Annotated in this window: 12 protein-coding genes; 7 read left to right on the forward strand and 5 right to left on the reverse strand. The window is 57.9% G+C overall.

All coding sequences use genetic code 11. The features are described 5' to 3' along the window. The first annotated feature begins 56 nt into the window (after positions 1-56). On the forward strand, positions 57-989 hold the full coding sequence (locus ACOTTU_RS04535) for a TRAP transporter small permease subunit (protein ID WP_425656230.1): 933 nt from the start codon (positions 57-59) through the stop codon (positions 987-989). Between the two features lie 35 nt (positions 990-1,024). Then, positions 1,025-3,379: a TRAP transporter large permease gene (locus ACOTTU_RS04540; protein WP_425656231.1), complete on the forward strand. Its 2,355-nt coding sequence runs from the start codon at positions 1,025-1,027 to the stop codon at positions 3,377-3,379. A 119-nt stretch (positions 3,380-3,498) separates the two neighbouring features. Here ACOTTU_RS04540 and ACOTTU_RS04545 read toward each other — a convergent pair whose 3' ends face one another. From ACOTTU_RS04545 to ACOTTU_RS04555, 3 genes are all read right to left on the reverse strand, one after another. Then, positions 3,499-4,317, reverse strand: coding sequence for an arginyltransferase (locus ACOTTU_RS04545; RefSeq protein ID WP_425656232.1), 819 nt, complete (start codon positions 4,315-4,317; stop codon positions 3,499-3,501). A gap of 71 nt (positions 4,318-4,388) precedes the next feature. Then, positions 4,389-4,829 (reverse strand): RDD family protein, encoded by a 441-nt coding sequence (locus ACOTTU_RS04550; RefSeq protein WP_298917950.1) that lies wholly within the window; start codon positions 4,827-4,829, stop codon positions 4,389-4,391. Between the two features lie 56 nt (positions 4,830-4,885). Beyond that, positions 4,886-5,302 carry a DUF2852 domain-containing protein gene (locus ACOTTU_RS04555; protein ID WP_425656233.1) on the reverse strand — a complete coding sequence of 139 codons (417 nt, stop codon included), beginning with the start codon at positions 5,300-5,302 and terminating at the stop codon, positions 4,886-4,888. Between the two features lie 276 nt (positions 5,303-5,578). On the opposite strand from ACOTTU_RS04555, the gene ACOTTU_RS04560 reads away from it, so the two are divergent. The 5 genes from ACOTTU_RS04560 (at position 5,579) to ACOTTU_RS04580 (ending at position 11,236) form a co-directional block, all read left to right on the forward strand. After that, entirely contained in the window at positions 5,579-8,362 is a 2,784-nt protein-coding gene (locus tag ACOTTU_RS04560; RefSeq protein WP_425656234.1) for a glutamine-synthetase adenylyltransferase, read from the forward strand. Beyond that, a complete protein-coding gene (locus tag ACOTTU_RS04565; RefSeq protein WP_298917956.1) occupies positions 8,359-8,631 on the forward strand; it encodes a hypothetical protein in 273 nt (90 codons plus the stop codon). The genes ACOTTU_RS04560 and ACOTTU_RS04565 overlap by 4 nt, the downstream gene beginning before the upstream one ends. Positions 8,632-8,755: 124 nt before the next feature. Continuing rightward, positions 8,756-9,430, forward strand: a complete 675-nt coding sequence (locus tag ACOTTU_RS04570; RefSeq protein WP_425656235.1) for a DUF6778 family protein — start codon at positions 8,756-8,758, stop codon at positions 9,428-9,430. 39 nt (positions 9,431-9,469) lie between these two features. Then, the gene (locus ACOTTU_RS04575; protein WP_425656236.1) at positions 9,470-10,693 is read left to right on the forward strand and encodes an RSP_2647 family RNA methyltransferase; all 1,224 of its coding nucleotides are present in this window, start codon (positions 9,470-9,472) and stop codon (positions 10,691-10,693) included. Positions 10,694-10,696: 3 nt separating this feature from the next. Next, positions 10,697-11,236, forward strand: a complete 540-nt coding sequence (locus ACOTTU_RS04580) for an RSP_2648 family PIN domain-containing protein (RefSeq protein WP_425656237.1) — start codon at positions 10,697-10,699, stop codon at positions 11,234-11,236. A gap of 15 nt (positions 11,237-11,251) precedes the next feature. Here ACOTTU_RS04580 and ACOTTU_RS04585 read toward each other — a convergent pair whose 3' ends face one another. Then, positions 11,252-11,941: a M48 family metalloprotease gene (locus ACOTTU_RS04585; RefSeq protein WP_298918452.1), complete on the reverse strand. Its 690-nt coding sequence runs from the start codon at positions 11,939-11,941 to the stop codon at positions 11,252-11,254. Positions 11,942-12,029: 88 nt separating this feature from the next. Then, a complete protein-coding gene (locus ACOTTU_RS04590; RefSeq protein ID WP_425656238.1) occupies positions 12,030-13,217 on the reverse strand; it encodes a vWA domain-containing protein in 1,188 nt (395 codons plus the stop codon).

Raw genomic sequence — 13,217 nt, forward strand, 5'->3', positions numbered from 1 at the left:
CAGGATCACGCGACACCTTGAGCCGCATATGCGCGGGCATCAAGGGAGGGGGAACTATGGAAAATGAAGTAGACGCAGCAGGCGGGTCGCTCTCTGTCATCTTTGACGGCGTCCTGTGGTTTTTCACCAACATCGGCCTCGCCGTTTACAACTTTTTCTATGCGATCTCTCATCCGTCGCTCTGGCTGGACTGGACCGACAAACAGGCGATCATGCGGTTTGTCTACTACGGCGGATCGGTCGAGTTTTTCTTTGTTGTCCTGACCGGCTTCCTGATCATGTTCGCCATCGGTTTGTGGCGCAATGACATCATGTGGGGCTATGTCCGGGTGCTGGAAGGGTTCGCCAATACAGTCGGACGCTTCTTTGCCTGGGCGGGACTGTTGATGGTCCTGCAACAGATCATCATCGTTTTCATGCAGCGGATATTCACACGGCCGGATATCTCCGTCGGCTTCGGTATCCCGTTGCAGTTTGACATCAGCTGGTTCGCCGAAGAGTTGAAACTTTACAACGCCTTGGTCGTTTGCCTTTGCATGGCCTACACCTTTGTGCAGGGCGGGCACGTGCGGGTCGATCTGGTTTATTCGGCGGTCAAATTCCGCACCAAGAAGGTCATCGACATGTTTGGTGCAATCTTCTTTATGATGCCGGTCGCCGTCCTGATCTGGATGTATGGCTGGTATTTCATGTGGCGTCATCTGATCGTGCCGAAACCCTCTGCGTCGGATACACTCGACCGGCTGATCAACAAATCGCGCGCGCTGCGCTGGAACGTCGAAACCATCGGCTTCAGTCCCAATGGGTTCAACGGCTATTTCCTCTTCAAGGTGCTGCTCTGTGCCTTCACCGCCATGCTTTTCCTTCAGGCGATGGCGATGTTCTACCGCTCCTATCTGGAGTGGAAAGAAGGCCCGGAGAGCGAAGGCAAGTACCTCGACCGTGACACCCTGGGTGACGGTGAAGAAGCCTACGAAGGCACACACTAAAAAAGATGCTGCGGCACATTAAGGGACACTGACACATGTTTTTCGGTCTAGACGGCGTCGAAGTTGGCCTCATCATCGTTTTCATTTGCCTGTTCGGAGGTATCCTGTCCGGGTTCCCGGTGGCTTTCGCCATTGCCGGGGCAGGGATCATCTCCTTCGGGATCATCGCCGCGCTGGACAGCGCGGGACTGCTGATCCATCAGGCGATTGACACCAGTTCCCAGGTCTACCGCGATCTGGTCAATTCCGGCGTCAAGGCGGATACGATATCGGTTTTCCGATACCCCGAATTACCGCGGATTGAAGAGGCCGTTTTCCCGAAAGGCTGGGAGGTTGCGCTGGACCGTAACGTCTCCTTCGTCGTGAACCGGATGAACGAGCGGGTGCTTGCCGGGCAATCCATCGAAACCCTGCTGGCCGTTTTGATGTTCGTCCTGATGGGCATCACGCTGGAGCGTTCCAAGATCGCCAATGACCTGCTGACCACCATGGCGCGCGTCTTTGGCCCTCTGCCGGGCGGTCTGGCCGTTTCCATCGTGGTTGTGGGCGCGTTTCTGGCGGCCTCCACCGGTATCGTTGGCGCGACCGTGGTGACCATGGGGCTCTTGGCGCTGCCCACGATGTTGCGCAATGGGTATTCGCCGGAGCTTTCCACCGGCGTCATCGCTGCTTCCGGCACGCTGGGGCAGATCATCCCGCCTTCTATTGTGATTGTTCTGCTGGGCACCCTTGCGGGAGATCTCTATTCCGCAGCGCAGGAAAAGCGCGCTGTTGTTGCGGGATGTACGGACGCTTTGACCTATCTGGGTCAACCCGCCGTGCTCTCCGTGGGAACGTTGTTCCAGGCGGCCTTGCTGCCGGGCATCATGCTGGCGCTTCTTTATGCGCTCTACGCCTTTGGTTATGCGCTCTTGAACCCTGACAAGGCACCTGCCGTGCCGATGGGCAGCACCAATGCGGAACCGGTGACGCGCTCGGAGGCCTTCACATGGTTCCTGGGCGCGCCTGTTGCGCTGATCGTTGGTGTGGTGCTTCTGGGCAACCTCGGCATTGTCGGTGATCAATCCACCGATGTGTCGCGGTATTCGGACATTGGCGAAGGCGCGTCCTTGCGCACCAATGTCGGCCCTGACTGTCAGGCGTCGATGATCGAACTGCATGGGCAGGAAGCCTGGGATGCCGCCGTTGCGCAACAGACGGCAATCAACGATGCGGGTGGTGTTCAGCAATCCGAAAGACTGTCCGAAGAAGCGCTCGCCGAGGCACGTGCGAATAAAATCGCCAATGCAGCCCCCATTGGCACCGGTGTTGCGATCATCGTGCTGTTGACGTCGCTCTTTTTGACGACAGCACGGGGTGTTTCACCCTCGAGCCCGGTGCAGCCTTTGCTGATTGGCGGCCTCGGTGCCGTGTTGATGATCCTCGTCGACATCCTGTTTCTATCGCCAGCCTCCTCCTCTGGCGCGCTGGTTGTTATGTTGGCCATACCCTTTGCGGCGCTGATGTACGGGGTCGTTCATGCGACAAAGATATGTGCTCAAAACGAGCTGATCCGCGTGGTTTTCCCGCCGCTGGTTCTTATCGTGGCCGTTCTGGGGTCGATCCTTGGTGGCATTACCAATCCGACGCCGGCTGCGGCCTTGGGTGCCGGTGGCGCGATCATGCTGGCGGCTTACCGGAAATTGAAGGATCAGGACCGGTCGCCCAAACTGATTATCTGGTCAACGCTGGCCATCATCGCCTGTATCCTTGTCGGCATCAATTTCGATCTGCGGATCAACCAGGATGAGGTTGGTTTCCAGAGCTGGTTTGCGTTCTTCGTGGCCTATGTCGCCTATCTCTATGCGCTGTTCGGGCTGCTGTTCTCCTGCTGGATCCTCTACACCTCCGGCGTTCTGAGTCCAGTGGTGCGCGAGACCGCCAAGGTCACCAGCATGGTTTTCACCATTCTGATCGGGTCGCAACTGCTGAACCTTGTGGTGATCTCCTTTGGCGGAGAGCACTATATTCAGCAGTTCCTGAAATCCTTCGACAATGAATTCACTGTCTTTCTGATCGTCATGCTGGTCCTGTTCGTTCTGGGCTTTGTGCTGGATTTCCTCGAAATCATCTACATCGTGATCCCGATCGTCGGGCCTGTTATCTATGGCGGTACGTTTGACCCCAAATGGGTGACGATCATGATCGCGGTGAACCTGCAAACCTCCTTCCTGACGCCGCCTTTCGGGTTTGCGCTGTTCTATCTGCGCGGCGTGGCGCCGAAGGAAGTCACCACGGGTCATATCTACCGCGGGATCATACCGTTCGTGCTGATACAGGTGGCCGGCCTCGCGCTGCTCTGGACCTTCCCGAGCATTGTGACAATCGTGCCTGATCTGATCCCAAATTGATCGCCACGTCAGCGTGATCCAAAGGAGAGGGGGCCACCGGCCCCCTCATGACATTTTTTGATTGGGATGCGGATTTACATGGGCAGGGATATGCCCGGGCCTTGGCAGAGCAGATAGGGTCAGGTCGTGGGACGGGTGTCCGGAAGATGGATGTTGGCCACCTGTTCCGCAATCGGATCCGTTGAAAGCGGATGTGTATCGGCGTTGAAGGTGGACGGATCTTTCATCTTCTGCCACTTGCCGCCGATATAGACCTCAAGCCCTGAAAACTTGGATTTATACCCCATCTTTTGGCTGCCCGGCACCCAATATCCGAGGTAGACATAAGGCAAATCCGCTTCTTGTGCGATCTTGATATGGTCAAGGATCATGTAGGTTCCCATGGACCGCTTGGGGCAATCAGGCGCGTAAAACGAATAGACCATGCTCAAACCATCAGCGAGTACATCCGTCAGGCTCACGCCGACAAGCGCATTGCTGTCACGATTGGTGTATTCGACGACGCGACTGCGGATCGGGGTTTCCTCGATCATCGCCGCAAATTCGAAGACATCCATATCCGCCATACCTCCTTCGGCGTGGCGGCTGTCCAGATAGGTGCGGAACAACTCATATTGTTCCTCTGATGCCCAAGGAGAGGTGGCACGGCGTTCAAGGTCTTCGTTGCGGTTCATGGTCCGGCGTTGGCTGCGAGAGGCCGTAAACGCGCTGACGTCGATTCGAGCGCTCAGGCAGGCTGAGCATTCCGCACAGGAAGGGCGGTAGAGCACGTTCTGGGACCGGCGAAACCCCTGTTGCGACAGGCTATCATTGAGCTTGTCAGCATTGTCGCCCTGCAACGCCGTGAACAGCTTACGTTCCATCCGGCCCTCAAGATAGGGGCACGGCTGCGGCGCAGTCACGTAGAACTGAGGAGCAATGGGCAGTGTGTGGCGCATAAGTTCCCGACGGTTAACTCGCCTTAAGATAGCAAGCCAAGTGCCCGTCGCCAAGGCGAAGTTTCAGGCCATCAGCGGCGTGTCGCGCGTCGGTTGATCATCACCGTGCCAAGCGCGTGGTCGGAAAGCCCCTGGCCACGTGCCGTGGTCGCCATCAGAACCATGGAAATCAGTTGCAGCGGGGCAATGGCCCAGCTGATCGTATAGCCCAATGTATGCGCAAAGGCGGCTCCCAGATCAAACCTTGATCCATCCGCGCGGCGCAATTCGATTGCGAAGAGACGCATGCCCCAGGTGGCCGATCCATTGGCAAGCGTGATTGTTCTGTAGATGAAGCCGACCAGCAAGAACAGAAGCGGGAAAAAGAACAGGCCGGTGAATGCGGTAAATGGCAGGATCACGAGGCAGCCAACAAAGGTCAGAACCGCATCCACCGCCCATGCAAGAAGGCGTTTGAGGGGCACGTCCTTGTAAAAATCTGATTGGGCATATGGATCAGGTGTGGCGGTCATGGGGTGTCTCTAGATGAAGGTGGGGTGCCGGCGCAATGCCCCGGCACATTTTGATATCAGGCCTGGTCAGCGCCGTCGCCGGCCTTGTCCGCGCGTTCGTCCATAAACTGGTCGAATTCAGCTTTGTCCTTTGCATCACGCAGGCGGTCTAGGAAGGCCTCGAACTGCTGTTGCTCGTCTTCGAGCCGGCGCAGGGTGTCAGCTTTGTAGGCATCAAAGGCGCTGTTGCCGCTGGGGCGCATGGCGTGCATGCCACGGCGCATGGAAGAGGATTTTCGGCTGCAGGAAGTGAACATGCGTTTGCTCCAGATCATGTAGAAGAGAAGGGCGAGGCCGATTGGCCAGAAGAAGACAAACCCAAGGACCATCGCGGCGATCCACGCGCCCTTGCCCTTGGAATCAAGCCAGCTTTCAGCGCGGGAGAACCATCCGGGTTGGCTGGTTAACGGGGGAGTTTGGGTCACGGATGTCATCGGGGTGCCTTTCGTTGCGGGTTATGGGTGTCTCGGAGAATTCCGGGATGTGAATGTCTTTCACATTACCAAGATGGGGTTTCGAAATCGGGTTGCAAGACTTTATGTGAATGTTTTTTACATTAGTGTAATTAATGACTTAAAATCAGATAGTAACGATGCGAAAATACTCGAAACACCTGATTCTCGGGTACTATAATTCCCTCTGTAAACGCCGAATTGCCGCTATAAATTCGGCCATTGACGCGCTCGTGCTCTCGCGCGAATGCTGGCATCATGAGTTTTACCAGCCAGATGACCCGGTGCCCGCGCGCCCATGATGCCCAACGCGGTCAGGATGCGGTGCAGCATGTACCGGAACTGGATGCGGCGTTGGCCAGCCTCGTCAAAGGGGCCGCCGGATCAAGCCCCTATCTGGCCGGGCTGGTCGCGAAAGAAGCCGCATGGTTGTCGGCGGCGCTGGACGATCCCCTGAAAGCGGTTCAAATGGAAATCCAAGGGGCATCCGAGGCACCGTCAGAAGGGTTGAACACCGCACTTCGACAAGGAAAGCGGCGCATTGCACTCCTGACGGCACTGGCGGATTTGTCCGGTGCCTGGCCCCTGGCGCAAGTGACCGCCGCCTTGACCGGATTTGCCGATGCAGCGTGCCAGGCGGCTTTGAGGGCGGGTGTTGCACAACAAATCAAGCGCGGGAAGCTGCCGGGAAAGACCGAAGAGGACATCCCGGATGCCGCGGGCATGTGCGTTCTGGCCATGGGCAAGATGGGGGCGGGTGAACTCAACTATTCATCCGACATCGACCTGATCTGTCTGTTTGATGAAACCCGGTTTGATCCGAGCGATTTTCACGATGCGCGGGCTGGCTTTGTTCGGGCCACGCGAAGCATGACGGGAACCCTCAGCGAGATGACGGGGCAGGGATATGTTTTCCGAACCGACCTGCGCTTACGCCCCGATCCTGCGGTGACGCCGGTCTGTATCGCTATGGAAGCGGCGGAGCGCTACTACGAGAGCCTTGGCCGAACCTGGGAACGTGCGGCCTACATCAAAGCGCGTGTGGCTGCGGGCGATTTCGCAGCCGGTCAGCGATTTCTGAAAGACCTCAGCCCCTTTGTCTGGCGCAGGCATCTGGATTTTGCCGCCATTCAGGATGCCCACGACATGCGTTTGGCCATTCGCGAACACAAGGGGTTGGGAGGCGCCATCACATTGCCCGGGCACAACATGAAACTGGGCCGCGGCGGGATTCGGGAGATCGAGTTCTTCACGCAAACCCAGCAGTTGATTGCGGGCGGGCGCGATCCCGACCTGCGTACGCGCGGTACCGTGGAAAGCCTGCGGGGGTTGGCGGAAAAAGGCTGGGTGCCCGATCACATGGCAACCGCGCTCATCGAGCATTATACAGCGCATCGAACCGTTGAGCACCGCTTGCAGATGGTGCAGGACGCACAGACCCACAGTTTGCCGCAAAGTGACGAGGGTTTTGACCGGCTGGCCTGTCTGATGGATGTCGACCGGGCGGAGCTGGAGCAAGAGTTACACCATCGCCTGAGCATTGTGCATGAAATGACGGAGGGCTTTTTTGCGCCCTCGCAGCGCGCGGAGGAAAAACAGACCCTGCTGGATAGTGAGATGCTGACGCGGTGGCTGACCTACCCGGCTTTGCGCAGTGAACGCAGTCGAGAGCTTTTTCGCCGGGTCCGGCCCGATTTGCTGTCACGGCTGGCACAATCATCGAAACCGCAGGAGGCGTTGCTGGCGTTTGACGGATTTCTGGCGCGGTTGCCTGCGGGCGTGCAGCTTTTTTCGCTGCTGGACGCCAATCCCCAGCTGACGGATTTGCTGATCGACATCACCGGCACGTCAACCGAACTGGCGCAATATCTGTCACGCAACGCGGGTGTCTTCGATGCGGTGATCGGCGGTGACTTTTTCACCGATTGGCCGGGGCAGGAAGGGCTTGCCGCGCTATTGATGCAACGTCTGAAGGTGGAGACCGACTACGAGACCCAGCTCGACGCAACCCGGCGGTGGACAAAAGAATGGCATTTCCGCATCGGCGTCCACCATTTGCGCGGGTTGATCACAGCGCAGGACGCTGCCGTGCAATATGCCGATCTGGCGCGCGCCGTGCTCAACGTGATCTGGCCCCTGGTGATCGCGCAATTCTCCAAGCGCCATGGACCGCCTCCCGGCCGGGGGGCGGTGGTATTGGGTATGGGGTCCTTGGGTGCGGGGCGGCTGAATGCTGGCTCGGACCTCGACCTGATCGTTGTCTACGACCCACTGGATGCAGAGGCGTCTGAAGGGAAAAAGCCCCTGTCGACCCGTCCTTACTACGCCCGTTTGACGCAGGCTTTGATCACGGCATTGACCGCGCCTATGGCTCAGGGACGGCTCTACGAAGTGGATATGCGTCTCAGGCCGTCGGGCAACCAGGGTCCGGTGGCGACCAGTTGGGCGTCATTTCAAAGCTATCAGAAACAGGAAGCCTGGGTCTGGGAGCATTTGGCATTGACGCGGGCGCAAGTGATCACCGGTCCTAAAGCCCTGAAAGCGGATGTCTCGAACTTTGTCGCGGAACTATTGGGGCAAGAGCGTGCCTTAGCCGAAATTGCCGCAGAAGTTGCACAGATGCGGGAACGTATCCGCGCGGCAAAAGCACCGACGAGCCTGTGGGAGGCGAAAATCGGGCCGGGACGTTTGCAAGAGATCGAATTGATGGCGCAGGCAGGTAGCCTGTTGGGCGGAAAACAGGAACCGCATGCCGATGATGGCCTGCGGACCGCCGTCGCAGTTGGACTGCTGGACGCCGCATCGGGGAATGAACTGGCTGGATTCCATGCGTTTTACTCAAAACTGCATCTCGCGGCGCGGCTCTTGTCCGATAAACCGCTTGATGCATCCAGTCTGGGGCCTGCCGGGCGGTCGTTTCTGCTGCGCGCAATGGAGGAGAGCTCTATGGAGGCTCTACAAGAACGGTTAACATCCAGCTACACCCGGTCGGACACCCTCATCAGTGATGCCCTGGCGGGATACGAGAAGGCGGCCTCATGATCAAAGGTGACGAAAACGACCCCAAGGGGCTTATCTTTGAGGCTTACCGCATTGATGGCATTACCAAAAGTGAATGTCGGACGATCTTTCTGGATTGGGCGCTGAGCATACCTGTCGAACGCGAAACCGGGCAGGCGCTGACCGCATTATTGAAAACTTATGGCAAGGATCATCCCGATCACCCGATGACCGAGGTCATCACCGAAGGGCTGGCTGGCATGTCTGCGCCGCGCAGACGCGGCGGATGGCGTTCGCGGCCAAGAAACTGAGACTTTTTGCAGCATTGATAAAAGTTTTATCTAAAATTCGTCACAATTCAGCCCCAGTTGCTCAGTAGGTATCCTCGCAAATGATTTGAGGCGTGCAGAAGTCGCCCCCTATGCGGAGAGCAACATGAGACCTTACAAACTAATCGCCGTCCTGACCCTTTCGGTATTTGCTGCCGGGTGCAGCACAACCGATATCGCCAGCCGAAACGCACCGTTTTCAAACCCCGCCCTTGAGGGTGCCGTTGGTCAGAAAAACCTTCTGGATACAACGTTCGAGGCAGCGGTACCAATCTACGACGTTACCGACGTTGTGGTGAATGTGCCCGAAAACCTGATCGTATCGGAGGCAAACAGCTATTATCCCTCAGGCGATATTGTCTGGCGCGGAGACCCCGCGGGCAATCGTCACGAGCAGGTCAAGGCCATCTTTGAGACAGCGATGGCGCGTGGCACGGCGGGTATGACTGAAGGGACACCGGTTATCCTCGATATCGAGGTAAAACGTTTCCATGCGTTGACCGAAAAGACCCGCTATACAATCGGCGGCATTCACGCCATCACCTTCAAGATGTCGGTACGCAGTGCCGAGACCGGGCTTATGCTGAGCGAACCACGTGTCATCAAAGCCAACCTGAAGGGATTTGGTGGTGAACGGGCTATTGCCGCTGAGCGTCAGGGACAAACTCAGAAAGTGCGCATTACCGACCATCTCGCCGGTGTGATTTTCACCGAACTGGGCCAACCGGACGGATATAGCGGTCAACGTGTCAGCGTGCTGGCACCGCAAGACAACATCTAGTCTTTCACCCACCATCAGAACAGACTAGAGGAGGGCGCTATGACAGCGCCCTTTTCCAATTCCGCCCCTGCGACCGGTGATATGCCGGTTGTGCGCCTGAAACCCAAAGCAAACGCCCGTGCTGTCCGGCACGGATTTCCCTGGGTTTATGCCAATGAGCTGGTTACCGACCGTCGCACTAAGGCCATCGTGCCGGGCACCTTGGCGCAATTGCTGGATGACGCGCGCAATCCTATGGGGCTGGTGGCGGTGAACCCCAAATCAAAGATCATTGCGCGGATGATTGATCCCAACCCTGACGCCGTGATTGATGAAGCGTGGTTTGAGGGGCGGCTGACCAAGGCCCTGGCGCTTCGGTCGCGTCTCTTTCCCGATCCTTTCTACCGCCTTGTGCATGCGGAAGCAGATGGCTTGCCCGGCGTGGTGATTGATCGTTTTGACGACATCTTTGTCATTCAGCCCAATGCCGCCTGGGCCGAACACCTGCTGGAGCCCCTGAGTGCAGCACTTCGATCGGTCACCGGGGCCAGGACAATTCTCAAGAACGCCACCGGACGGACCCGCGCGCTTGAAGGGCTGGACGATACCTCCGATGTGTTGCACGGCGCTCTGCCCGATGCGCCGGTTGTCGTTCCGATGAATGGGGCCAGATATCTGGCGGATCTGACCGGGGGGCAGAAAACCGGCCTTTTTTACGATCAACGCCCCAACCACACCTTTGCAGCCAACCTGGCGCGTGATGCGCGGGTGCTGGATGTTTTCTGTCATGTTGGCGGTTTTTCTTTGGCCTGTCTTGCCCATGGCGCGACATCAGCCGTCGGCGTTGACGGATCAGCGCCAGCCTTGGCACTGGCAGAACAGGGCGCTGCCGCGATGGGGGTTGAAGATCGGTTTGCCACGCGAAAGGGCGATGCCTTCGAGGTTCTGGCGGATTTACGAGCCGAAGGGGCAGAGTTTGACCTTGTGATCTGTGATCCGCCTGCCTTCGCACCGGGCAAACCTGCTTTGGAGGCGGGTCTTCGGGCCTATGAGCGCGTTGCCCGGATGGCAGCACCGCTGGTTGCTGAAAACGGGATTCTGGGCCTGTGTTCGTGCTCTCACGCGGCGGATCTTTCCGCCTTCCGCACCGCGTCGGTCCGGGGCATCGGCAGGGCCGGTCGGCGGGCATCGCTCATCTACACGGGCTTTGCCGGGCCCGATCATCCACAGCTGCCGCAACTGGCCGAAAGCGGGTACCTGAAATCCATCTTTTTCCGGCTGTGATCCATGCGGATTGTCGTTGATACCTGCGTTCTTTACCCAACGGTCATGCGGGAAATGGTGCTGGGGGTTGCAGCCCAAGGAGCGTTTGAGCCTGTGTGGTCGGCGCGCATTCTGGAAGAATGGGCGCGGGCTGCAATCAAACTGGGCGCTGCCGGCGAAGCGCAAGCACGTGCGGAGATTGCCTTGCTGCGCGCCAAATGGCCCAAAGCCGAAGCCAAACCCGCGCCGCATCTCGACATGTCGCTGTGGCTGCCGGATGCCGATGACATTCATGTTCTGGCAACAGCGGTTTCAACGTCAAGTGATGCCATCATGACCTTGAATAATAAAGACTTTCCAAAAGGTATCTTGGCCGAGGAAGGGCTGCAAAGGGTGAACCCCGACGGTTTTCTGTATATGGACTGGCAGGCCAACCCCGCGCGGGTTGAGACGGTTGCACAGGCGGTGCTGCGCGAAGCGCGGCGGCTTTCCGGACGTCCATGGGACATGCGGCCTCTGTTGAAAAAGGCAAGGTTACCTCGGCTCGCCAAGGCGCTGCAATAGAACGAAAATTCGACCCTACCGTGGCGCAATCCATTTTGCTTCGAGCGCTTTGAGGGCGGCGATACGATCTTGCGTTTTGGGGTGGCTCAGCAGCCAGGCGGGTGCTGTTCCGGCATTTTGCTGGGTCAGTCGTTCAAGCTTTTCAAAGAGGCTGATTTGCGGCTCAACACCGATGCCAGCCTTTGTCAGCAATGCTGCCGCATAGGCATCGGCCTCATATTCATCTGAACGGGACAGGCGGGCGGCCAGCAGCGTCGTCAGCATCCCGGCAAGCCATACGCCGACCCCCGGAATGAACCGGCCGAGCACCATCGCAAGCGCAGTGCGCAGCGCATTCTGACCCGAGAAATCAATCATCCTGCGGCGCGAATGGCCCAGGGCGACATGCCCCATCTCATGTGCGATGACACTGGCCATCTCCGTGTCCGTCACTTCGCCTGCGCGGAATTTATTGTAGAACCCGCGGGTAATGAAAATGCGCCCGTCCGGGGCGGCCAGCCCGTTCACCGGGTCGACCTCGTAGATATAGACGCGAATACGGGGCAGCTCCAACGCGGCAGCCATCTGGTCCATCAAGATCTTCAGCTTGCCATCTGCCAGTTCCGTCGATTTGGCATCCAGCTCCTTTGCGGTACGCCAGGCGGAAAATCGGTACATCGCCAGCCCGTAGAGAATGGCGAGAAGAATGGGCATGAACTTGATCATGCTCATGATATGGGCGGGCAGGGCGCTTCGGACAAGCGCCAAAGGGCCAGTTTGCAAGGATTTGAGGGTGTCTTAATGCTCGCTCCTGCTAGCGCGTGAGGGTTTTCATACCTCTTGAAAGACCTTCAAGGGTCATGGGCACCATCGCGTCAGGGCCGATGATCTCCTGAATCATTGAAATGGATTGTGTGTAACCCCAGTATTTTTCGGGCACCGGATTGATCCAGAGCGTCGCTGCCCATTGATCGCGCGCGCGCGTCAACCATGTCGCGCCACTTTCCTCGTTCCAATGCTCGGAGGCGCCACCGGGGTAGGCGACCTCATAGGGCGACATCGACGCATCTCCTACGAAGATGCATTTGTAGTCAGGCCCATAGGTGCGCAGAACTTCATGGGTGGGAATTTGTGCGTTCCATCGACGCCGGTTGTCGCGCCAGACCCCTTCGTAAAGGCAATTGTGGAAGTAATAGTATTCCATGTGTTTAAATTCCGCCCGGGCGGCAGAGAAGAGCTCTTCGACCACTTTTACGTGCGGGTCCATGGAGCCGCCAACATCGAGAAAAAGCAGAACCTTGACCGCGTTGCGGCGTTCGGGGCGGGTCTTGACGTCGAGATACCCATGTTCAGCCGTGGCGCGGATGGTCCCGTTGAGGTCCAGCTCGTCATCCGCACCATCACGTGCCCATCGCCGCAGACGTTTCAACGCAACCTTGATGTTGCGGGTGCCAAGCTCGACCGTATCGTCGAGATTCCTGAACTCGCGTTTGTCCCAGACCTTGATGGCGCGCTGATGGCGCGAGCTGTCCTGACCGATGCGGATGCCTTCGGGATTGTATCCGTAGGCCCCAAAAGGTGAGGTGCCTGCGGTGCCGATCCATTTGTTGCCGCCCTGATGCCGGCCCTTTTGCTCTTCAAGACGTTTTTTGAGCGTTTCCATGAGCTTGTCGAAGCCTCCCAGGGCCTCGATCTCTGCTTTCTCCTCGGGCGTCAGGTGCTTTTCAGCCATTTTCTCCAGCCAGTCGCCGGGAATTTCAACGGCTTCCATCACATCCTGCACAGAGATATTTTCCAAACCTGAAAAGGCGGTTGCAAAAGCCCGGTCAAACTTGTCGATGTTGCGCTCGTCTTTGACCAGCGTCACCCGGGCCAGATAGTAAAACGCTTCGACATCATAGGTGGCGAGCCCCGCCTGCATGCCTTCCAGAAAGGCCAAAAATTCGCGCAAGGAAACAGGAACTGCATTTTTGCGCAGGGCGTCGAAGAACGGCAGAAACAT

The sequence above is a fragment of the Roseobacter sp. EG26 genome (assembly GCF_049830555.1).
In the GTDB taxonomy this organism is placed as follows: Bacteria; Pseudomonadota; Alphaproteobacteria; order Rhodobacterales; family Rhodobacteraceae; genus Roseobacter.